The sequence below is a fragment of the Abyssibacter sp. genome (genome assembly GCF_964229365.1).
GTDB lineage: Bacteria > Pseudomonadota > Gammaproteobacteria > Nevskiales > OUC007 > Abyssibacter.
Genome location: NZ_CAXRDQ010000032.1, coordinates 1 through 21,935, shown reverse-complemented (window position 1 = coordinate 21,935; position 21,935 = coordinate 1). Strand labels below are relative to the sequence as shown.

Below are 21,935 nucleotides of genomic sequence, written 5' to 3'. Positions count from 1 at the left end.
CCTCCGCGACGCCTACCGCGCCACCGCCACCCGCGGGGACGTCGCGGCTGTTGACGTGGCTCAGAACGCGATTCGCCGACTCGGCACTGGGGATTTGAAGACGACGCCGACAAGGGCTCGTTGGGGATAACGCATGTTTTTAAGGAAATGGATTGCCGTGCTCGCGGTCTTGGCCTCGATCGCGCTGCTCACGCTATTGGTCGTGAAGTCACAAGAGCGGCCGCTGGATGCCCGGCTGGCCAGCGATCAGCTCGCCCAGGTCAATTACGCGACGCGGCTAACGCAGCAGTTCAGCCGTGAAATCGCCCGCACGCGGATCACCCGCGACACTTCATTCGCCGCCCTCGACGGCACCGCGGCACTCTGGACGTCGGCCGATGAGCGCTTGGCTCGTCCCGAAACCGGCCTCGCCGCACAACCGGAAACCAACCGAACGCTGAATCGCTATCTGGCTCTGGCTGCCGAGCGTCGCGATGGGCTGGCCGAGTTCAAGGCCGCTCAACTTCACTTCATCGCGGCCTTTGCCCGCCTGCGTATCGAGGCGGAACACATCCTCGCCTCGCTGCGCCCCTCCGACGCTGAGCAGTCCAGCCGGACTCAGGTCATGACCTTGCTGGACGAACTCGCCAGCTATGGGCTGCAGGCCAACCCGAACAATGGCGGGCGCATCTACTCGCTGATGGCACGGATGAACGGCAGGCACCCGACCTTCGAACAGGCCGCGCGGGACGTGCGCGCCGCCAAGGATGAGCTCCAGCCGATAGCCGATGCGTTAACCGACAGCGCGCCAGTCGAACAACTGAACGCGCTCGGAGCGCTGGTCCGCGACACGATCGCTGTCCAGGACGCTCGGATCGAGCACTACACGTTGGCGCTGGCGGCCTTTGCCGGTGCTCTGCTTCTCGTGTTCAGCCTCATCGGGCTCCGCCTGCGCGGGAGCTTCAATGAACTCGATGGAATCAATGCCAACCTGGAGAAGCTGGTCGAGGAGCGTACCGATGAGCTGAACCGGACGCTGCAGGAATTGCGGATGCAGCAAGCGCATCTGATTCAGTCGGAAAAGCTCTCATCGCTCGGCCAGATGGTCGCGGGAGTCGCGCATGAGATCAATACACCGCTGGGATACGCGCTGAGCAACGTGGAGACGGTGAAGGAATCCATCGCGCTCGTCGAAGCCGCTGGCGGGCTGAGCGAAGACGCACAAGAGCGCGTGGTGGAGGCCGACGTGCTGCTGGAAGACTCCATGCACGGTATGCATCAGATCGACGAACTGGTCAAAAGCCTCAAGAACTTCAGCCGCATGGATCGCTCGACGACCGAACTGTTCAACCTGAACGACGGTCTGGATACCGCGCTGAAGATTTGCCAGAACCAACTCAAGGGCCGCGTTGAAATCGAGCGCGACTTCGCCGAGCTGCCGGCGGTGCTGTGCGCGCCATCGCAGATCAACCAAGTGTTTCTGAACTTGATCAACAATGGTGCGCAAGCCATTGAAGGTACGGGCCTGATCCGCATCGAAACCCGACATGAAGCCGATCAGGCCGTGATCCGCATTAGCGATTCCGGTTGTGGCATGGACGAAGAAACCCGCGCGCATATCTTCGAGCCATTTTTCACGACCAAGGCCGTCGGCGAAGGGACCGGTCTAGGGCTGTCGATCGTGTTCCGCATCATCGAAGACCACGGTGGCCGCATCACGGTGGATTCAACCCCCGGTAATGGCTCCGAGTTCACCATCACGCTACCGGTTCGTCAGTCGGCCGCATCCTCCCCTGTCGCAACATTTGCCGCCGAGCCGGAGGCCAGCCTGTCCATCGGGTCGGCCACGCCGGCCGGCGCCTGAGGAGGCCCTGTGACCGCACAACCGCCGATCACCGTGCGGCCGCGTCTGTTGTTCGTCGACGATGAGGCCCGAATTCTGGTGTCGTTGAAATCCATCTTTCGCACCGATTACGACGTGCGGACGGCTAACAGCGGCGCGGAAGCGATAGAGATTCTGCGGGACTGGCCCGCCGATGTGCTTGTCAGTGATCAGCGTATGCCAGAGATGACGGGCGTGGACGTCTTGCGATCGGCGGCCGCGATCCGGCCCGACACCACCCGCATTCTGCTGACCGGCTACTCGGACCTCGAAGCGATCATCGGCTCAGTCAATGACGGTGAAATCTTTCGATTCGTTTCAAAACCATGGCGGCGGAACGAGCTCCGTGACACGGTCGCGGCCGCAGTGCGAACAACCGCTAGCGCGCTCGCGTCCAATGATCCAGAGCCGATCGCAATCCAGTCTCCCCCTGACGCCCAGCCAGCCGGCGAGACCCCCGCGAACTCCGATCAACCGGGGGTACTGATTCTCGATGCCGATGCTGCAGAACGCGAAGCCCTGCGCCATGTGCTGAGCGCCGACCGGCCCACCTATGTTGCCGGATCGTTCTACGACGCGCTGGAGCAGATCAAGACCCATCGCATCGGCACCGTGATCACCGAATCCAGTATCGGTGGCGAGCCCGTCACCACATTGGTGAATGGCTTGCACCAATTGAGGCCTGGCCTGGTTTACATCGTCCTCACGGGGCAGCCGGACGCCCAGCACATTATCGATCTGATCAACTACGGCCAGATCTATCGGGTGCTGCGTAAACCGATCAATGTCAGCGTGCTCCGCGGCGCGGTCAACCTGGCGGCACGTCGTCATCAGACCCTGGAGCGCCGACCCGACCGAGCCAGGCAGCTCACCGAGGAACTCGCCCCCCTGCCTCCAGAACGGCAGAACCGCGGGTTATTCGCGAAGATCCGTCAATTTCTCCAGGCCTGAGCGCGGCCGTAACCGCTTGAACGGAAACCACCATGTCAGCACCTTCTACCGAATCAGGATCGAACACCCGGTCGCTCCGCCAGTCGCTTGGTCATTCTGCGGAGTACGCGATAGCCCTCGCCCTGTTGCTCGTCGGTGTGGTTGTCGGAGCGGTCGTCTGGTTCAGCAATCAGGCCGAACGCGTCGGCGTTGTCACTGAAATCGCAATGGCGAGCGATGATGCCGAAACCGAGGCCGCCACACGCGCGAAGGCTGAAGAGGACGCGGCGCTCGCCGAACTGCGCAGAGAGTTACGCGACAGTCTGAGCAACGTGGAGGCCAGGGGCCGGATGCAAGCCGAGCTGGCTGCCCAGGAGCAAGCCGCCGCCGAGGAGCGTGCCCGACAACTGGCGGAGCTGGAACGCCGCCAACGTGAGGCCGAGGCGCTACGCCTGCAGCTCGAAAGCGAGCAGGAACGCATCGAACGTCTGGAGCGCGAACGCAAGGTTGCATCGCGCCAATCAACAGGACCCGCACCATCACCGGCCGCTCCGGAAACCGACACCCCGCCCGTGGCCCCCGCAGCGCCCCAAGGCGGTTCCGCCGTGAAAGTGGCTTTGTCCCCTCCTCGTCAACCTGTCGTGACAAAGCCCGAGGTACTGTGGGATAGCTGTTCTCGCCCCACGTACCCGCGCAACTCGATCCGCGCCGAGGAAGAAGGCGTGACCGTGATCAGCCTGGACATCGATGCATCAGGCCGGGTCACCAGCGGTTCGATTCGCGAATCCAGCGGGCATCGGCGGCTGGATGACGAAACACTCAGCGCCCTGAGCCAATGCCGGTTTAAACCGGCAGCCACCGACGGTGTTCCGACAGCCACGACGGGGGTCTTCCGGTTCGCGTGGAATCTGCGCTAACCCAGCCCTACGGCGTCGACGCAAGCACCTGCTCGACATAATCCGCATAGGCGCGAGTGAAATCGGCCAGGCGATCTGGCTGCTTGGAGGCGCTGACCTCGATCAGCACCGCATCAACACTGGCCGCGGCGATCTTGTCCCGTTGCACAAAACCGCGGTAGCCGTCCCCCATGGGTTCAGCCGTGGCCAGGCTGACCGATGGAAACCGCTTTTCCCAGCCTTGTTCGAGATCGGCGACGGATTCGTAGACGTTGAGCCGCACCTTGTAGGCCGCGCCATCCGCTCGCCAGTACTTGTAGTACGCGGAGCTTTCCAACCCCTCGCGGGTGAATAGCTCAGGCGCCTGAGCGGCCTGGACAACCGATTTGATCTCGATCTTCTGCACTCCGAAGCCTGCGGGTGCAGACATGCGCAGGCGTTCAATCAGCGACGCGGCTGATTCCGTTTTGGGCTCCTCAGGCACCGACTCCGGTGCGCACCCCGCAAAACCAACGAATAGGCCAACAACCAGAAAACATAGGCAGATCTGACGCACGGCTTCGACCTTGTGGGAAAAAAGGCATACTAACTGCATAGGGAAATATTGCCCATGCGCGACGCAGCATTGATGGCTGCGAACGCATCACAACCAAATCTGACTGGGGAGTCTGCCGTGATGGCGTCAAGTCTACGACCGTTTGTATTGTCCACTTGCTTGCTGGCAAGTGGCCTTCTGCTCGCCGCCGACCCGGAATCCGGCACGGTGAGCGAAGGCGATCCCGCCCTGACATTCGTCTCCGGGCCTCACGCCATTTCGAATCCGGGCTATCCCGACACCGGTGTTTGTCAGGACCCGGTCCTGCCTTGCGACGATTTCGCGCTCACCGTGGAGGTGCCAGCCATGCTGCCCGACAACACCTCGGTCGGCCTGCGAATTCGCACCGTAGCGCCCGCTGGAGAGGACTACGACATCTACCTGCTCGACGACGGCGGCACGCAGGTCAACAGCTCTGCCGCGGGCGGTACGCCGGAAGAGATGTTCCAAGTCGTAGACCCCGGCACAACGACCTTTACGGTCCGCGTGATCCCATGGCTGGTCACCGGCACCAGCGCAGACACAACCGTGACGCTGGAGTTCTTTGAAGGTGGCGGCGGTGGCGAAGGTGGTTCTGGGAACGACGGTCGTGTGCCCTTCGACCCCACGGCGCCCCGCTACTCGATTTATGTGTCACCGCCGAACGAAGGCAACGATGCCGGCGAACCGACCATCGGGTTTAACCCGTTCACCGAGCGGGCGATGTTCATCTCGTACACCAACGCCCTGCGCGTGACCTTCCCCGAGAACCTCGACGAGGCGCTGCCACAGGCCTGTGAAGCCCAGTGGGAGAACAAGTCTGGCCTGATCACCACGCTGAACAGCCTGGACCCGATCATGTACACGGACAAGGCCACCGGGCGGACATTCAATTCGCAGCTTGCCGGTGCCAACAGCCTGTTCGAATACACCGACGACGACGGCGAGACGTGGATTCCAGGCCAGATTGGTCTGCCCAACGGCGGTGCCGACCACCAGGGTGTGGTCAGTGGCCCCTACCCGGAAGGATTCCCGACCGCAGGGTTGTTGTTTCCCAACGCGGTTTACTACTGTTCACAGTCCGTCGCCGCGGCTTTTTGCGCGCGCAGTGATGATGGTGGCCAGACCTTCGGGCCGGGCACGCCGTTCAAGAACCTGGATTGCGCTGCTGGTGCGCTGCACGGTCATCCGCAGGTCGCACCCGATGGCACCTTATACATTCCGGATGCCTCGCCCTGTATCTCCAGCATCGGACTGGATGGATCCTCCGAAAAGGTCATCGCGCATGTCAGCGAAGACGCCGGTACCACGTACCGCGTCAGCGTGCTGCCGGATAGCGTCGGCGGTGCGGGTTCCGATCCGTCCGTTGGCCTGGCAACCGATGGCACGGCCTACATGTGCTACGAAAACGCCGACGGCACGGCCCATGTTGCGGTCTCTCACGACAAGGGCGAAACCTGGGTGAACGACCAGGACATCGGCGCCGCCGCTGGCCTGGTGGCCACGCGCTTCCCCGCCATGATTGCCGGTGATCCGGATCGTGCAGCCTGCGCCTTCCTCGGTACCCCCACAGTCGGCCCGAACGACGATCTGGCCTTCGAAGGTGTCTGGTATCCGTACATCGCAACCACGTATGACGGAGGCGAGAGCTGGCAGCTGGTGAATGTCAGCCCGAATGACCCGGTTCAGGGCTTTGGCGGTGTGGGGCCGGACGGCACCAACCGCAACCTGCTGGATTTCAATGATCTGGAGATCGATAACCTCGGCCGAACGATGTTCGCTTACGCCGATGGTTGCATCGGCGGTTGCGTCGCCGACCCCAGCCAGAACAGCTTCGCCGCCAAGGGCACGATTGTGCGGCAATCCGGCGGGCGCACGCTGTATGCCGAATTCGATGATCTCGCCGGGCAGCAGTTCAACTTCGATACGCCTATTCCGCCGGCGCCCGCCTGTGCCCTGCAGGACGCCAGCCTGAGAACGGTCGACCAGACACTCGTGGTCTGGCGCGCTCCGGACAACGGCGGCACTGACATCACCAATTACCAGGTGTATCGCGCGGAATCGCCTGCCGGTCCGTTCGAGTTCATCGGTGATGCCGGTGCCCGAACGCAGTTCGTTGATACGACCGGCAGTTCGGCTGTGCCCGAGTACACCTACCGGATCGTCGCGCAAAACGCTGCCGGCGATGCGGGTGACAGCAATCTGGTCACCCTGCCGATCGAGGAGCCGCAGATCGTCGATACCTGCAGCCTGCCGGGCGACGTGATCATCCAGGATTCGGAAGGCGATTCGCCAACTCCTGACCATGACATCATTTCGCTGTCGGTGGCCGAGCCCTCCGAGTTCGCCGGTAACTTCGTGGTGACGCTGAAAGTGGCCAGCTTCACGGCCACGGAGCCGCCACCCACGTCGTTCTACCCAGTGCTGTTCCCGTTGCGTGACAACTTCTACTTCGCTTTGAACGTGGGTGAAGGCATCCCGGCGTTCGAATACGGCACGTTCTCGGAGCTGCCCCAGGGCCTGCTCGCGTTCACCGCAGAGGGCGAGTTGGACGAGCGCAGCACCTACGGCGCCGATGGCACGATCGTGTTCGTGTTGCCCAAGTCACTGTTCGGCGAGCTGACGGCCGGTGACATCATCGCAGGCTTTGACGTGCGCTCTCGCGTGGGCTCGGCCTCCGCACCCAGCCGCGACACGGCGGGTCCGGCGGATTACGTCGTGCGCACCGACCTGATCTGTGAAGGCCTGGTTGGTGGTCTGCTGGGCACGCTGACCGGCAGCGTATCCGAGGGCGAAGCACCGCTAAGCGTGGACTTCACGATCTCGGGCCAGACGCCGGAGGGAGAGTCACTATCCAGCTACTCCGTCGATTTCGGCGATGGCTCTTTCGTCAGCGACGAACCCTTTGGTGGCCAGGAATCCGTCACGATCACTCATGTGTACAACAGCGCTGGCACCTACCGTGCCCTGGCAACGGTCAAGGACACCACCGGCGCTGAGAGCAGCAATCTGGCTGAACACACCCTGGTGGTCACCGAAGTCGGCACCGGCGGCGGTTCCGGCTCGGGCGGCAGCACGGTCTCTGGCGGTGGTTCGCTGGGTTGGCCGCTGCTGGCGTTGCTGATGCTCACCGGGGCGGCGCGGCGATTGACCCGTCGAACCCGCTAGCAAGCGCCTCCGCAATGCCATTCAGCCCCCGACTTCGGTCGGGGGCTTTTTGTTGGTGGTGCAGATGCCGGATCTGGCGACGTGTTTGTCCCGGGGTTTCAGCAACCGCAGATCAGTGCGTCAGGCTGCGAATGCGCTGGACCTTCTGGGCGCCGGCAAGACGATAGAATTCGCGAAGAGATCGACGCCGGGCTTCCTCGCTGCAGACTGGCGGCAGACACCGGCAATAGGATCTGGCGAGTCGTGTCGCCAATCGGTAGCGCCAGCGCTCCTGAGAGTCCAGGCTGGTGCGCAGCTCCGGGTAGTCGAAAAGCCAGCGCAGCAGCGCCGTGGCGGGCAGGCGCACACCTTGCGTCGCCAGCAGGCGTTCGACCAGCAGGAACTTGTCGATCTCGCCCTGCAACTCCAGTTCGAGCTGGGTCACGGGCCAGTCAAGCTGCGCCCGCCTGACCAGACAGACGAAATGGCTGACCCCTTCCGCCGCGAGCAGCCAGGCCCCGAGATTGTCCGTTCGAACGTCGTGGCCGGCGAGTTGCTCCACAACGTCAGCATCCAGAAACAAAGCCAGGTTCATCGTGCCCGGCTCTTCCAGCACCAGCACGGCTTCGTCCAGATCAGGGGCAACACCGCCCAAGGCCGTCGCCTGCTCCCGGTCGCTTAACAGAAAACCGGTGACATCAGGCGCTGGCGCCAAGGCGTAGATCTGCTCCAACTCGGTTTGCAGCGCGTATAGCGGACCGCCGTCCATGTCGCTCAGTGACGCGCCGTAGGCGCGCCTTCGGCCAAGGGCTGAATACCCAGCCTGCGAAGCCGGCGTGCCGCACGACTGCTCCCGGTCTGCGCCCACAGCGTATAGAGCTGCACCACGTCGCTGTCCGACTTCAGTTCGGCCTGCTCAGACACTTCGTGCAGCACATCCACGAAACTGGAGAACTTCTCCGCCAGTTCGCCATAAATATCCCGGAAGACGGCGCGAGCACGCGATGTGTCGTAGATGTCCCGCAGACAGCTATAGGCATTGCCACCCATCGAAACGTAATAGCCAATCCCGACCTGCCGTCGTTCCAGCCATTCCGGAAAAACGCCCGAGATAAACAGCGACAGATCACCGAGGCGTTGCAATGCATCATTGCGTGCCTCCGGGCTCGGCGCCTCGATGGCTTGCTGATAGAGACCGGTGAGCGGCTGCAGTACCACGCCATCGTCCGTGGTCTCGAACACGCGCTCGGCTTCCACAAAGCCCGCCATCATCCCGACGAGGTAGACCACCGTCTCGCCGGTCGCTTCGACCTTTTGATGTGACATCGCCTCACGCACGGAGGTATCGAAATACTCCCGCAGCCCCATGTCCAACAAGCCCGTTGTTGCTCTCACACCTACCTCCTCAGTGCCAATCAGCCTATGGCTCGCTCCAGAATCCTTGCATGTCCAGTGTGTTGCAAGCTCTGTGCCCAGACGTGATTTGACAATAAGGATGTTAATTATTTCGGCTAGTTACCGGATACTCTTTATAGTTTTGTCGAGGTTTATACGCGGCGAATGTCGCTCAAGTCGGGAGGCGTCGACCGTCGAGTTGCCGACCCAGCAGCGTCATCGCGCGCGTGGCACGACGTTGCATCACTCGGCGAGCCAGCGGCAGGAGTAGCCATCGAAACCAGCGGCGCCGGCTGCGGCTGTACATGCGCCAACGCACTCGGCATCGCTGCGGCTCAACGGCCGCGAAATCCATCTCCATCCGCGGCAGTAACGGCGGAAACTCCGCTTCCGTCGCAAAATGCCGGTGAGGCTCGCGGGTCTTCAACACCACACAGACGCTGCGCGTTCCTCGTAGCGGGATGGCGACAGTCTCGAGGTACGTCTTGCCTGGTTCATCCACCGCGAGCGTATCGGCGGCGCAAATCGCCTGAACGCCAGGAAACCAGTCACCGAATCGGTCCAGATCGATGGCATATCGATAGGCGACGTCGGGGCTGCAGTCGACCACCACGTCAGCGCTAGCCACCAGATGATGGTGATGGGATGGTTTGGATGTCATCGGCTTCTTGCCTTCAGCGTAACGATGACGGCAACAGTAAAATCGGCCTGGCGCGGCCGCATTAGCGTTTGTTAACGCGCCTGCCCGATCACCCGCGACAAACTGACCTCGCTCATCCCCAGGTAAGAAGCGATGTGATACTGCGGCACACGCTCGAACAACTCGGGCTCCAGAGCGCGCAGCCGCTGATAGCGCGCCTTGGCGTCCAGCATCTGCAACATGGCTTCACGCTGCTCCTGCCGGACGAACTGGGCTTCCAGAAAATGCCGCCAGACGCCGGTCAACACCGGATCGTCAATCGAAGCGGCCCGGAACTGCTCAAAGTCCGCCACGTGTAGGTGGCACCGCTCCAGAGTCTCGGCGAAGAACGACGTCGGCTGCCCCGTTAATGACGCACTGAGCGCGGCGACGAACATGCCCTCGCGAAGAAACGCCTTGTTGTATTCCTTCCCGTCCGGCTGTGCATAGGCCAAGCGAACCAGCCCGGCTTGGACGAAGTAGAGCTTCGGCGCGGGCGCGCCGATGTCCCAGAGCCGTGATCGGGCCTCAGCTTCAACTGGCGAGAACAACGCGGCCAATGGGGCAATCTCCTCGGCATCCACGCCGGCGGACTGCGTCAGACACCGCCCCAGTGCCACTGAACTATCCCCAAGGAGCATCTATGAAAATTCGCCTCGTCGCCGCGCGTCACGGGGGGACAAGATACACGCGGACGCCGCGACGTAACCAAGGCTTGCCAATTTCGCCCTCTAACTCCATAATCCGCGGCCCTTCAGGCGCGTAGCTCAGCTGGTTAGAGCACCACCTTGACATGGTGGGGGTCGGTGGTTCGAGTCCACTCGCGCCTACCAATTACAGGCGCTTGCGGCTGCTTCCAGCAGCGGTGACGCTTCAGTAACGGTTAGGTAACGAAACGGCCCGCTTGCGGGCCGTTTTCGTTTGCGGAGCTCGTGAGGTCAACTTCATTGTTTGGGCGTCTGGTCCGCGGCGCGGTGCCGCGTTATCACGGCCCGGCGAGGCCCCGCATCTGACCGTTCCGCGACTCCGAGCGGCGGGTGCGTCCGCCCGAGATGGATGGGACGTTGGAAATGTTTCGTCGGTGCCCTCGGACTCGGCTCTCACCCGTGGAGACCTTCGGAACCGCCTGTTCAGTATCGGCTCGTCTCAGGCGTTGCCCCCAAACAACGCATCGCAATCCGTTCGGATGTCGCTGGCCTCGGGCAGCTGTTCGCAAACACGGCCCATCGCCATATTGAGTGTCTGCAATGCGGGCTGCACATCCTCGCGCTCGGCCCATGCCTTCAGCTCGCCATCAATCCGGACGAAGCGCATCCGCGTCCTCTGGTAAAACGCCGACGGCTCGGCGGCCAACTCTTCGATGATTTGTGTCATGACCTGCTCGATCCGGTCGGTGGCGGCAGGACGCATGTCCAACAGGCCACCGACGTAGATCAGGCCCCACTGGGCCCGCGTGGCTGGCCCCCTGGACTCCTCGTAGGCACGCTCCAACCACGTCAGCGCCTGATCGGTGTCTCCCCGTTCCTGGGCGTACTCCGCGACCGTCGGCATGAAGTAGTAGGCATCGGGCGAGCGCTCGATTTCCTTGAGGAGCAACGCTTCGGCGTCCGCCTGCAGGTCCGCGGACTCCAGCGTGTAGGTGGCGTAGTTGGCCATGCCCTGGCGCTCCTGCGGCGTCTCGGCGGCCTGGTCCGCCCAGGCCACGGTCTCGCGCACATCAGCGATCATTGCTGCCGGGATCGGCGCGTCGGGATTCAGTGCCTTGACGAGCTCAACGCGGGTGCGCTGGGCATAGAGCCGGTCCTTGATCGTGAAGCCATCCGCTGAGCCGACGGACCGCATTGCGATGTCCAGCCGCTCGGCCAGTGCTTCGCGTCGCTCGGCGTCGGCCGCCGACGCCATCACCAGGCCGACGGCGAAATAGTTCAGGGTGTCGATATTGGCGCGCAATCGCGCAGGCGCCTCGATCAGCCGCAGCAACAGCATTCGGGCCTGCTCCTGCTGTGCTGCCGTGAGCAGCGTTTCGGGATCGTCAGAGGCGCTTAGCAACGCCGCGTATTGCAGCAATGCGAACTGATCCTGTAACTCGGCTGTTGGTGCACCCTGGGCAAGCTGCGACATGACCTCGGCCATGCTCCGCTCGCCCAGCAGGGTGCCGCGGTCGACCCACCAGCCGTAGTTGGCGAGCAGGTCCCAGTCCGCCACGGCAAGGCTGTCCGGCTCGGCCAGGGCCGCGGTCAGCAGGGCTTCGGCGGGCCGGGTCTGCCTGGCCGCGATCTTGAGCACACGGGGATAGGCCTCCAGATCCATACCCGAACTAATCCGCGTGAGTTCGGTTCCATCCGGTCGCAGAACAATCAAGGTGGGATAGCCGACGATGCCGAAGTGTTCGCCCCAGCGCTGCGCGCCCGGGGTGTCACCGTCCAGGTAGACCGGAACGAACAGACGCGTTGTTTCGATGAACGCCGGCCGGTTGAACACCGTGGTCTTCAACTGCATGCAGGGCGGGCACCACTTGGCACCCCAATACAGAAAGACGGGCTTGCGGCGATCCTCCGCGGCGATCAGTGCGTCGTCCACCGTGCCGTCAAACCAGGCGATGCTCGCGTTGTTGTCGTCGGCATCGGCTGCCTGGGTCGACGATGGCTCGTCGCTTCTGGAGCAGGCGACCAGGACCAGCAATGCCAGTGCGACCGGACTGACTCGGCGGATGAATCTTGCGCGCATGGTGCGTCTCATGACCTTGATCCGGACATGGTCGCCGATCCGGCCGACGGGAGGAAACAGGCGCCAATGGTTTCCAGAAAGCTGCGCAGGGCCGGACTGGACGACGAGCTCCGCGGCAAGACGCGGTAAAGGGGCCGGCTGAACGGGCCGCCCCGGATGCGGATTTGCACCAAAAGACCGGCTGCCAGCTCCATGTGGATGGCCTGAGAGGACAAAAAGGCAAGACCGACGCCTGCCGCCACGGTCTGCTTGAGCGCCTCGGTGCTGGCCAGGGTCATCGCCGGATGAAGCCGCAACCGCCGCTCGGCGAGCAGTTGTTCGGTCACGGCGCGGGTTCCGGAGCCGGTTTCGTGCATCAACACATCCTCACCCTGCAGCTCGTCCAAGGCGACATCGGAGCGCCCGGCCAGCCGATGCGAAGGCGATGCGATGAGCACCAGCTCGTCGTGGGCGAAGACGGTGTAGTCCAGCGCGGCATCATCCGCCACGCCCTCGGCAAAGCCGATGTCGATCTCTCCATCCAGCAGCTTGCGTTCGATGGTGTCGGTGTTCTCCACCGCCAGCGACAACTCCACGCCCGGGTTGGCGGGCCGATAGGCCGCGAATGCCCGCGGAAGCATATAGGCGGCGATGGTGCGGCTGGAACCGATCGCCAGCCGTCCCTGGCGGCGATGCCGCATGTCGTCCAGCGCCTGCTTGGCCTGCGCCTCGATGGAGAACAGCCGATCTGCGTAGTCCAGCAACACGCGGCCCGGCGCGGTCAGCCGAACGCCACGCGGCAGCCGGTCAAACAGCAGCACGCCCTGACGCTGCTCGAATTCCGCGAGCTGGCGTGAGACAGCCGATTGCGAAATACCGAGCTGCGCGGCGCCTCCGGTGATGCTTCCCACCTGCGCCACGGCCCGGAAGATCGCCAGATGATTCAGATTCATGCCATGACCATTCTCTTTTCTGCATTGATCATATCTTTTTTATCTATTTTTAGAATGTTTCGATTCAGCCTAGACTTGCGCTTCTCCTTCACCAGCCAGCGGGCAGCACGCGCATGAACGATCAAAAGGCCACCAACATCACCTGGCATGACGGCGACGTCACCCGGGACAATCGCAACCAGTTGCTGGGCCAGAAAGGCGCTACGATTTGGTTCACCGGGCTATCCGGTTCCGGCAAGAGCACGGTCGCCGTGGCGCTGGAACAGGCGCTATTCGCGCAAGGCCGGCTGGTGTATCGGCTGGACGGCGACAACGTGCGCCACGGCATCAACAAGAATCTCGGCTTTTCCGCCGAAGATCGCGCTGAGAACATCCGTCGCATCGGCGAAATCGCCAAGTTGTTCGTCGACTCGGGCGTGCTCGCGTTATCCAGCTTCGTGAGCCCCTACCGGACGGACCGCGACATCGTCCGCAAGCTGCATGAAGACGATGGCATGGATTTCATCGAGATCTACGTCAACGTTCCGCTGGCGGTCGCCGAGGAGCGCGACCCCAAGGGCCTTTACAAGAAGGCCCGCGCCGGCGAAATCCCGAACTTCACCGGGATTAGCGACCCTTATGAGGCGCCTGAGAAGCCAGAACTGGTGCTCAACAGCCACGAGATGAGCCTGGAAGACGAGGTCATCGCCGTGATCGATCTGCTCAAGCAGCGCGGCGTGTTGCCGGCCTGAACCGCACCCCGCCCTCCAAGCATTCAACCGACAAGGACAACCCCATGATCAAGCCGCACGGTTCCGAAACCCTGAACCCGCTGTACGTCGAAGACGACGCCGCCCGCGCCGCCCTGCTCGCCGAAGCCGAATCCCTGCCCAGCCTGTTGCTGAACTCCGCCGCCGCCGCCAACGCGGTGATGATGGCGGGCGGCTACTTCAACCCGCTGACGGGTTACATGAACAAGGCGGACGCGCTGTCCGTCGCCAAAGACCTGAAAACCACCGACGGGCTGTTCTGGCCCGTTCCGGTCATGAATCTGACCCAGACCACCGATGTGCAAACGGGCAAGCTGGCGCTGCGTGACCCCAATGTCGACGGCAACCCGATCCTCGCGGTGATGGATGTCGCCGCGGTCGAGACCGTGTCCGACGATGACCTCAAGACCATGGCCGAGCAGATCTTCGGCACGCTGGACGGCGACCACCCCGGCGTCTCCACCTTCCTGAGCCTGGGCAACACCTTGCTGTCGGGGTCGATTCAGGTATTGAACTTCAGCTACTTCGCTGCCGACTTCCCGGCCACCTTCCGCACCGCCGTGGAAATCCGCAACGAGATCGCCGAACGCGGCTGGAACAAGGTTGTCGCCTTCCAGACCCGCAACCCCATGCACCGCGCCCATGAGGAGCTTTGCCGTATGGCCCAGGAGCGCCTGGGTGCCGACGGTATCGTCATCCACATGCTGCTGGGCAAGCTCAAGAAGGGCGACATCCCGGCCGATGTGCGCGACAACTGCATCCGCACCATGGTCGATCAGTACTTCCCGCCGAATACGGTGATGATCACCGGCTACGGCTTCGACATGCTCTACGCGGGCCCTCGCGAGGCGGTGCTGCATGCAGTCTTCCGCCAGAACATGGGTGCGAACTACCTGATCGTCGGCCGCGACCACGCCGGTGTGGGCGACTACTACGGCGCCTTCGACGCGCAGACCATCTTCCAGGACAAGGTGCCGGCCGGCGCGTTGGACATCGAGATCTTCGAGGCCGACCACACCGCCTACTCCAAGAAGCTGGACAAGGTCGTGATGATGCGCGAGGCGCCGGATCACGCGAAGGAAGACTTCGTGCTGCTATCCGGCACCAAGGTGCGTGAAATGCTCGGCAAGGGCATGGCGCCGCCGCCAGAATTCTCCCGTCCAGAAGTCGCCAAAGTCTTGATGGACTACTATCAAAGCACCCAGTAAGGTCCTGATTAATGTCTGATTTTGACGCCTTCAATGGCGATGCAGATGGGGTTTGCGCGCTCGTCCAGCTTCGGCTGGCCGAGCCGCGTGATGCGACGCTGATCACCGGCGTCAAGCGCGACATCAGCCTGGTCAAGCGTATCGAGGCCGGTTCGGGCGATCGCGTCACCGTGCTGGACGTGTCGCTGGACAAGAACCGTGACGATGTCCTGCGGCTGCTGGATGGCGGCGCCCAGGTGCATTACGTCGATCATCACTATGCGGGCGAGATTCCCGACCACCCTGGCCTGAACGCGCACATCAATCCGGCCTCGGATGTCTGCACCAGCCTGCTGGTCAATGGCGAGCTGAAAAACGCCTTCGTGGAATGGGCGCTGGTCGGCGCGTTCGGCGACAACCTGTCGGTGAGCGCCCACACCCTCGCGAAGCAGACGGATCTATCCGCCGACGCACTCGATCAGCTCGAGGAGCTCGGCATCGCGATGAACTACAACGGCTACGGCTCCAGCCTGGATGATCTGCACTTCACGCCCGAAGCCCTGTACCGGGAAGCCGTGCAGCATCGCTCGCCGCTCGGCTTCTTGCGCGATGCACCGGACACCTCGCAGACGCTGATTGCCGGCTACAAGGCCGACATGACCAGCGCCGAATCAACACCGCTGGACCCGGCGTCCAACGACGATGCGGCTTTCCTGATCCTGCCCGACGAGCCCTGGGCCAGGCGTGTCAGCGGCGTCTTTGGCAACGCGCTGGCCAATGCGTCTCCGGATCGTGCCCACGCGGTGCTCACCGAGAAGGCCAACGGCAACTACCTGATCAGCGTTCGCGCGCCGCTGAACCGCAAGTCCGGAGCTGATGAGCTTTGCCGGCAATTCCCGACCGGAGGGGGCCGCGCGGCAGCCGCCGGCGTGAACGATCTTCCAGGGGATCAGTTCGGGGCGTTTGTCGAGGCAATGAAGGCGCAGTTCGCCGCATAGACGGACGACGGACGACTGGCCCTGGTGTTCGTCGCCGCTCAGATTGAGACTCTCCTGGCAATGCGGCCAATTTCGTCACGGCGCTGCTGGCGGCAGTCGAATTGCTGTCGGCGCTTCCTCGGCGCGGTCGCGTCGTTCCGGAAGCTAGCGAAACCACCGAAGAGATTCGCGAACTGATTCATCACGGTTACCGCAGGCTCTACTGGGTCCACGAATCATCAGTGACCGTGCTGGCGGTCATTCATGGCGCCCGGGCAATCGCGAACATGTCGGGCAAACCGTGGGAGCAATCAAACCAGTGACGATCCTTCGCTCGGTTTAAGGAAACACTGATTTTGTCGCGCTGCCATGTAAAGCCTGCCGCGAACGTGTTAGTTCTACGCACCCCTTCTCACCGCTGAGGCTTGCAATGACGCACTGGACGGAAACGGACATCCCCAACCTGACCGGCAAGACCGCCGTGGTCACCGGCGCCAACAGCGGGCTGGGCTATCACACCGCGCGCGCCCTCGCGGCCGCCGGTGCCCAGGTGATCATGGCCTGCCGCAGCGAGTCCAAGGCCACCCAGGCCATGGATGCTCTGCGTGGCGAGGTCGACGACGCAAGCATCGAGTTCGCGCCGCTGGATCTGGCCAGTCTTGAGTCCGTGCGGACGTTTGCGAGCGGACTCGAGAACCGGCCGATCGATCTGTTGATCAACAATGCAGGCGTGATGGCCGTGCCCTACTCGAAGACCGCCGACGGCTTCGAGATGCAGTTCGGCACCAACCACCTCGGCCATTTCGCCCTGACCGGCCTGCTGCTGGACCAGATCCGCGATGGCGGCCGCATTGTTAGCCTCGCGAGCATGGCGCACCGCTGGACACCGGCGATCAATTTCGACGACCTCGCCTGGGAGCAGCGTCGCTACAAGCGCTGGCAGGCTTACGGTGACAGCAAGCTGGCGAATCTGACCTTCATGTTCGAGTTGTCGCGGCGGATGATTGCAGCCAGGCGCAACATCATCGTTGCCGGTGCGCATCCGGGTTACGCCTCCACCAATCTGCAGTTCGTCGCGGCCGCACAGCGCAAGTCGATGATCGAGCGGTTAGTGATGACTATCGGCAATGCCGTGATCGGGCAACCCGCGAAAATGGGCGCGCTGCCCTCGCTGTACGCTGCCACCGCCAGTCACGTGACCAGCGGCGACTACATCGGGCCGGACGGCCTGCAGCAAATGCGCGGCCACCCTGAAAAGGTCGGCTGCCGGAAACAGGCGCGCGATTCGGTCATCGGCGAACGGTTGTGGTCTGTCTCCGAGCAGCTCACCGACGTTCGCTACCTGTCCGACTGAGCAAAATCGCGTCTGCAGGGGTCCAAATCCGGCATGTTCCGGACCCTGTTTCTCCTGCTGCTGCTTGTTCTGTGCGCCGCGCTGGCGTGGCGATCCGGCCTGCGTATCCCGGATCGCCATCTCCCATGGGCGCCGCTGTCCCCGGCGACACCGCCCAACTGGCTCACCGGCTACAAGCTCGGCCAGTTTGATGACGAACCAGCAGCCTGCCTGCGATTTCTGCAGCAAACCGACCTGCGCTACGCCGTTCTTGAGGATCGCCCCACCGGTGAAGGCTGCGGGCTATACGACGCCGTCCGCATCGACACCGGTCCGGTGGCGTATTCCGGCCACTTCAGCGTCACCTGCCGCATGGCTGCGTCCATCGCCCTATGGCAGCATCACGTCGTGCAGCCAGCCGCGCAGGACGCATTCGGACAGGACATCCGGCGAATCGACCACTTCGGGTCCTACGCCTGCCGCAATCTCTACAACCGTGAAGGCGGCCGACGCAGCGAACACGCCACCGCCAATGCCTGGGATGTCGCCGGGTTTCGCCTGTCAGACGGCCAGCGGGTCACGGTCGCGTCGCATTGGAATGACGACACCAATGGCGAGTTCCTGCGCGCCGTACATGACGGTGCCTGCGATCTGTTCTCCACGACGCTGGGACCCGACTACAACGCTGCGCATCGGGATCACTTTCACCTGGACTGGCGCGGCGGATTCGGTGTCTGCCGCTGATTCGGTCACACCGGCACCCGCCATGGGCCAGCTACCGTCCTGGCATGGCAGGCAAGAACATCCTCACCCGTAATCCACCCGTCGCCCGGTTCGACAGCTGCAACCGCCCGCCATGCGCCTCGACGATCTCGCGTGTGAGCGCCAGTCCCAACCCGGTGCCGCTGCGTTTGGTGGAGTAAAACGGCAGCAAGGCGTTGGCGAGGACGGATTCGTTCATGCCGCTGCCGCGATCCTGCACATCGATGCGGAATTCCCGCCCGGCTTGCGACACGACCAGTTCCACCGACTCTGCGGGGCTGCCCGCTTCGTGGGCGTTCTTGATCAGGTTGATCAGCACCTGCTCGAACTGCACACGATCCATCCACACCGGGCTGTCGGGTAGCGTCTGCGGCACCGAGAAGTTCACCTGCGCCAGCAACGTGTCGACCAACTCGTTCCAGCCCACCGACTCCAGGCGTGGCGTCGGCAGTTTGGCAAACCGGGCGTAGCCGTCGACGAAACCATGCAGATGTCGCGCACGTTCTGCGATGGCATCCAGCACTCGCGGGATCGCCTGCACATCGCCCCGCTTGGCGAGCTCAGCGCCCGAATGCGCCATGGAGGAGATGGGCGCCAGCGAGTTGTTCAGCTCGTGGCTCAGCACTCGGATCACCTTCTTCCAGGTCGCGACCTCCTGCCGCGAAAGCTCACGTGTCATTCGCCGGAACAGGTACAGGCGATGCGCCCGCCCCTGTAGGCGGAATCCTCGCTGCGAGATGTGAAAGGTCTCCTCGGCTCCGTCCAGCATCAGGCTGAACAGGCTGTCCTCGCCCCCGGCTACGGACTCGCTGACTTCGGATGGCAATGCGGACACGAGCTGAAGAAAATCCAGTCCGCCCAGGCTCTTGCCGTCGTTGAACAGTTTGCGGGCGGCGAGGTTCGAATACGCGACCCGGCCACCGTGGTCGGCCAGGACCAGCGCGACCGGAGTATTTTGAACCACGGTATCGAGCAACAATTCGCGCTGGACCAGGTGCTGGCGCTGCTCTCGCAGCGTGCGCCCGAGTTCGTTGTGCAACTCGACCAGTTCGCTGAGTTCGTCGCCCCCGTCCTCGGCCGTGGAAATACTGAAATCACCGTCCCGGTAGCTCGCCACCGCGCCCTGCAGCGCTCGCAGCAAGCGGCGAATCCGGCGCACCGCGGGCCGGGCCAGGAGCAGCGAGATCGCCACGCCAGCGCCACCGATCCCCAGTGCGACCGCGCCGCCATCCCCCAGCCAGCGCCAGAGCCACACGCCGGTCGTGGCGCCCAGCGCGAATACCAGGAACAGCAAGCCACCCAGCTTGCCTTCCAGCGAGAGCCGACGGGTTTTCATGCCGCGCGATGGGGAGATCGGATCATTCAATCTGTCGACAGGCCGAAGCGCTCCATCCGACGGTACAACGCCTGGCGCGACAACCCCAAGGAACGTGCGGCGCGGCTGACGGTGCCGTTCGCAGCGTCCAGTGCCGACTCGATGGAGGCCCGATCGGGCTCGTCCAGATTGCGATGCGATTCCGCGGCCGCTTGCCGTGGCAGATTCAGGTCTTCGGGCTGGATGACGCCGTCACGGCACAGCAGCCGCGCCCGCTCGATGGCATTGCGCAGCTCGCGCACATTGCCGGGCCAGCGATGCTGTTCCAGCGCACGACGGGCCTCGTCGGACAGCTGTGCCTCGCCGCCGAGAAAGTGCTCGGCCAGGGGCAGGATGTCCTCATGGCGCTGCGTGAGCGGCGGCAGCCGCAATTCGATCACGTTCAGCCGGTAGTACAAATCCTCCCGAAAGCTGCCCTCGGCAATCATCGCCGGCAGGTCCGAATTGGTCGCGCTAAGCACACGCACCTTGGTCTTGAGCGTGCGCGAGGCCCCCAGCCGTTCGAAGCGGCCAGTTTCCAGCACACGCAGCAGTTTCACCTGACCGGACAGCGGCAGATTGCCGATTTCATCCAGAAACAGCGTGCCACCGTCGGCGACTTCGAACCGGCCGGGCCGCGCCTTGTTCGCCCCGGTGTAGGCGCCCGCCTCGGCCCCGAACAGCTCGGCCTCGATCAGCTCGGCCGGCAAGGCGCCGCAGTTCACGGTGATGAAGGGGCCGTCGCTGACCGACGAATTCGAATGAACAATGTCGGCAATGCGCTCCTTGCCAGCACCGTTGGGGCCGGTGATCAGCACGGGAATCTCGGAACGCGCGACCTGGCAGGCGAGCTCCACGACGCGCTCGGAGGCATCGGAGGCATACACCACGCCGCGCAGGTCGTAGCGTGATTCCAGCGCGCTGCGACGGCGGCGGCGCTCGCGGTGAACCTGCATGACAGCGCGGGTGGATTCCGAAAGCTCGAGCAGGTTGACCACTGTGGTCACCAGTTTCTGATCATCCCAGGGTTTGGCGACATAGTCCGCCGCCCCGGCCTTGACCAGCTCGACCGCGGATTCCAGATGCGTCCAGGCCGTGAGCAGAATGACCGGGAGATCGGGATGACGTTCGCGAATCTGCCGGAACAGGGCCTCGCCCTCCTCGCCCGATGTCGTGTCCTCGGTGAAGTTCATGTCCTGGATGACCAGGTCCACATCGGACGCGTCCAGCAGTCGCAAACCGGCCTCGGGGGTCTCCGCGCTCAAGGCCCGGATCGCCTGCAGCGACAGCAGCAGCTCCAGTGCCTCGCAAACCGCGTGGTTGTCGTCGATGATCAGTACGGTGGACATCTAGGGAAACTCTGATTGCGCTGGCAAGCCTGCCATTTTTGATGACGTCACGCCTTGGTTGCCAGCGCCGGAGGTACCCGCATGGCACGCAGCGCGGGCGATAGCACGGACAGCTGCCCGAGCACCCAGAGCCCGATGGCGCCGATGGGCAGGTAGTACATCGGCAGGCGCGACAGCTCGTAGTGCTGCATCAGCCAGGCGTTGACCCCGTAGGCAGCGAACATGCCGGTCACAACTCCGGCGGTGACGATCAGGAAGTTCTCCAGCTGAAAGTAGCGAAGAATCGAGCCACGTGTGGCACCCAGCGCGCGGCGAATACCAATCTGGCGGCGGCGCCCTTGCACCCAGAAGCTGGCCAGCCCCACGATACCCAGCGCCGTGACGACGAGTAGCGCCACGATCACACCGATTAGCAGCATGGCCATGACCCGGTCACCCCGGAAGAAATGCTCGCGCATCGACTCGAAGGTTTCCGCCCGCGAGATCAAGCGACCCGAGTGGACCTCACGCAGCGCCGTCTCCGCCTGCTTCAGCACGGCGTCCAGATCAGCCGGTGGCCGGACCCGCATCAGGTATTGCAGCCCCGGCGTGTTGCGCACCGGATAGATCACACTCATGGGTGCGTCCGCGACGGCGCGGAAAGAAGGGCGAATGAGCGTGTCGACAATGCCGATGACGCGAATCGGGTCCTGGTCGGTGTAAAAGAACTTGCCCAGCGCCGGCTCGTCCGGCCAGAGTTTGTCGGCCAGAGCCTGGGTGATGATCGCCGAACCGACAACCTCGACATCCGCGCGAAAAAGCGCATCGAACTCGATGTACTCATCCGGGCGGAAATCACGCCCGGCCGTCAGCCTCAAGCCCAGCGTGCTCACCAGGTTGCCCGAATCGAAGTAGTTCGTGGCACCGGTTACCGGCGGTGCGCCCCGCTCCACGCTCAAGCCGGAATTCCACGACGAATTGCCGAACGGAACCTGCTGCACCGCAGCCACCTCAACCACGCCGGCCACGGTTTGCAGCGCGGCCAGGTCTTCTGCCGTGCGCACCGATCGCTCGGCGGCATCATCCAGGGTCGAGCTGCGAATA

General features: G+C 63.4%; 19 protein-coding genes, 1 tRNA gene and 1 pseudogene. 11 read left to right on the top strand and 10 right to left on the bottom strand.

Going from position 1 to position 21,935, the window contains the following annotated elements; all coding sequences use genetic code 11:
* Nucleotides 1–133 precede the first annotated feature (133 nt).
* From ACE1EY_RS05485 to ACE1EY_RS05475, 3 genes are read left to right on the top strand one after another with little or no spacing between them, the layout of a single operon-like run.
* On the top strand, nucleotides 134–1,843 hold the full coding sequence (locus ACE1EY_RS05485) for a sensor histidine kinase (protein WP_370299642.1): 1,710 nt from the start codon (nucleotides 134–136) through the stop codon (nucleotides 1,841–1,843).
* 9 nt (nucleotides 1,844–1,852) lie between these two features.
* On the top strand, nucleotides 1,853–2,812 hold the full coding sequence (locus tag ACE1EY_RS05480) for a response regulator (protein ID WP_291514847.1): 960 nt from the start codon (nucleotides 1,853–1,855) through the stop codon (nucleotides 2,810–2,812).
* Between the two features lie 32 nt (nucleotides 2,813–2,844).
* Nucleotides 2,845–3,708 carry a TonB family protein gene (locus ACE1EY_RS05475; protein ID WP_370299641.1) on the top strand — a complete coding sequence of 288 codons (864 nt, stop codon included), beginning with the start codon at nucleotides 2,845–2,847 and terminating at the stop codon, nucleotides 3,706–3,708.
* A 7-nt stretch (nucleotides 3,709–3,715) separates the two neighbouring features.
* Here the strand turns inward: ACE1EY_RS05475 and ACE1EY_RS05470 are convergent, their stop codons facing one another.
* A complete protein-coding gene (locus tag ACE1EY_RS05470) occupies nucleotides 3,716–4,117 on the bottom strand; it encodes a hypothetical protein (RefSeq protein ID WP_291514845.1) in 402 nt (133 codons plus the stop codon).
* Nucleotides 4,118–4,363: 246 nt separating this feature from the next.
* Between ACE1EY_RS05470 and ACE1EY_RS05465 the strand changes: the two genes are divergently transcribed.
* The gene (locus ACE1EY_RS05465) at nucleotides 4,364–7,429 is read left to right on the top strand and encodes a PKD domain-containing protein (RefSeq protein ID WP_370299640.1); all 3,066 of its coding nucleotides are present in this window, start codon (nucleotides 4,364–4,366) and stop codon (nucleotides 7,427–7,429) included.
* Between the two features lie 112 nt (nucleotides 7,430–7,541).
* Here the strand turns inward: ACE1EY_RS05465 and ACE1EY_RS05460 are convergent, their stop codons facing one another.
* From ACE1EY_RS05460 to ACE1EY_RS05445, 4 genes are all read right to left on the bottom strand, one after another.
* Nucleotides 7,542–8,177 (bottom strand): hypothetical protein, encoded by a 636-nt coding sequence (locus ACE1EY_RS05460; protein WP_370299639.1) that lies wholly within the window; start codon nucleotides 8,175–8,177, stop codon nucleotides 7,542–7,544.
* A 5-nt stretch (nucleotides 8,178–8,182) separates the two neighbouring features.
* Nucleotides 8,183–8,803 (bottom strand): hypothetical protein, encoded by a 621-nt coding sequence (locus ACE1EY_RS05455; RefSeq protein ID WP_370299638.1) that lies wholly within the window; start codon nucleotides 8,801–8,803, stop codon nucleotides 8,183–8,185.
* A 172-nt stretch (nucleotides 8,804–8,975) separates the two neighbouring features.
* Nucleotides 8,976–9,464: an SRPBCC family protein gene (locus tag ACE1EY_RS05450; RefSeq protein WP_370299637.1), complete on the bottom strand. Its 489-nt coding sequence runs from the start codon at nucleotides 9,462–9,464 to the stop codon at nucleotides 8,976–8,978.
* 71 nt (nucleotides 9,465–9,535) lie between these two features.
* Nucleotides 9,536–10,123: a Crp/Fnr family transcriptional regulator gene (locus ACE1EY_RS05445; protein ID WP_370299636.1), complete on the bottom strand. Its 588-nt coding sequence runs from the start codon at nucleotides 10,121–10,123 to the stop codon at nucleotides 9,536–9,538.
* A 115-nt stretch (nucleotides 10,124–10,238) separates the two neighbouring features.
* On the opposite strand from ACE1EY_RS05445, the gene ACE1EY_RS05440 reads away from it, so the two are divergent.
* A tRNA-Val gene (locus ACE1EY_RS05440) sits at nucleotides 10,239–10,315 on the top strand.
* A gap of 313 nt (nucleotides 10,316–10,628) precedes the next feature.
* Here ACE1EY_RS05440 and ACE1EY_RS05435 read toward each other — a convergent pair.
* Entirely contained in the window at nucleotides 10,629–12,209 is a 1,581-nt protein-coding gene (locus ACE1EY_RS05435; RefSeq protein ID WP_370299635.1) for a thioredoxin family protein, read from the bottom strand.
* 8 nt (nucleotides 12,210–12,217) lie between these two features.
* On the bottom strand, nucleotides 12,218–13,141 hold the full coding sequence (locus tag ACE1EY_RS05430; protein ID WP_370299634.1) for a LysR family transcriptional regulator: 924 nt from the start codon (nucleotides 13,139–13,141) through the stop codon (nucleotides 12,218–12,220).
* A gap of 113 nt (nucleotides 13,142–13,254) precedes the next feature.
* On the opposite strand from ACE1EY_RS05430, the gene cysC reads away from it, so the two are divergent.
* The 6 genes and pseudogenes from cysC to ACE1EY_RS05400 all read left to right on the top strand — a co-directional run bounded on the left by cysC (nucleotide 13,255) and on the right by ACE1EY_RS05400 (nucleotide 18,131).
* Nucleotides 13,255–13,872 carry an adenylyl-sulfate kinase gene (cysC, locus tag ACE1EY_RS05425; protein WP_291512455.1) on the top strand — a complete coding sequence of 206 codons (618 nt, stop codon included), beginning with the start codon at nucleotides 13,255–13,257 and terminating at the stop codon, nucleotides 13,870–13,872.
* A 44-nt stretch (nucleotides 13,873–13,916) separates the two neighbouring features.
* Nucleotides 13,917–15,098, top strand: a complete 1,182-nt coding sequence (sat, locus tag ACE1EY_RS05420) for a sulfate adenylyltransferase (protein ID WP_370299633.1) — start codon at nucleotides 13,917–13,919, stop codon at nucleotides 15,096–15,098.
* A gap of 11 nt (nucleotides 15,099–15,109) precedes the next feature.
* On the top strand, nucleotides 15,110–16,075 hold the full coding sequence (locus ACE1EY_RS05415; RefSeq protein WP_291512453.1) for a hypothetical protein: 966 nt from the start codon (nucleotides 15,110–15,112) through the stop codon (nucleotides 16,073–16,075).
* A 62-nt stretch (nucleotides 16,076–16,137) separates the two neighbouring features.
* A pseudogene (locus tag ACE1EY_RS05410) lies at nucleotides 16,138–16,377 on the top strand (type II toxin-antitoxin system RelE/ParE family toxin); the annotation flags it as partial.
* A 107-nt stretch (nucleotides 16,378–16,484) separates the two neighbouring features.
* Nucleotides 16,485–17,408 carry an oxidoreductase gene (locus ACE1EY_RS05405; RefSeq protein WP_291512452.1) on the top strand — a complete coding sequence of 308 codons (924 nt, stop codon included), beginning with the start codon at nucleotides 16,485–16,487 and terminating at the stop codon, nucleotides 17,406–17,408.
* Nucleotides 17,409–17,441: 33 nt separating this feature from the next.
* Nucleotides 17,442–18,131, top strand: a complete 690-nt coding sequence (locus ACE1EY_RS05400) for an extensin family protein (protein WP_291512451.1) — start codon at nucleotides 17,442–17,444, stop codon at nucleotides 18,129–18,131.
* A gap of 31 nt (nucleotides 18,132–18,162) precedes the next feature.
* Here the strand turns inward: ACE1EY_RS05400 and ACE1EY_RS05395 are convergent, their stop codons facing one another.
* The 3 genes from ACE1EY_RS05395 to ACE1EY_RS05385 form a co-directional block, all read right to left on the bottom strand.
* Nucleotides 18,163–19,515 carry an ATP-binding protein gene (locus ACE1EY_RS05395; protein ID WP_291512450.1) on the bottom strand — a complete coding sequence of 451 codons (1,353 nt, stop codon included), beginning with the start codon at nucleotides 19,513–19,515 and terminating at the stop codon, nucleotides 18,163–18,165.
* Nucleotides 19,512–20,852, bottom strand: coding sequence for a sigma-54 dependent transcriptional regulator (locus ACE1EY_RS05390; protein WP_291512449.1), 1,341 nt, complete (start codon nucleotides 20,850–20,852; stop codon nucleotides 19,512–19,514). The genes ACE1EY_RS05395 and ACE1EY_RS05390 overlap by 4 nt, the downstream gene beginning before the upstream one ends.
* A gap of 47 nt (nucleotides 20,853–20,899) precedes the next feature.
* On the bottom strand, nucleotides 20,900–21,935 hold a 1,036-nt coding region (locus ACE1EY_RS05385; protein ID WP_370299631.1), incomplete at its 5' end, for an ABC transporter permease.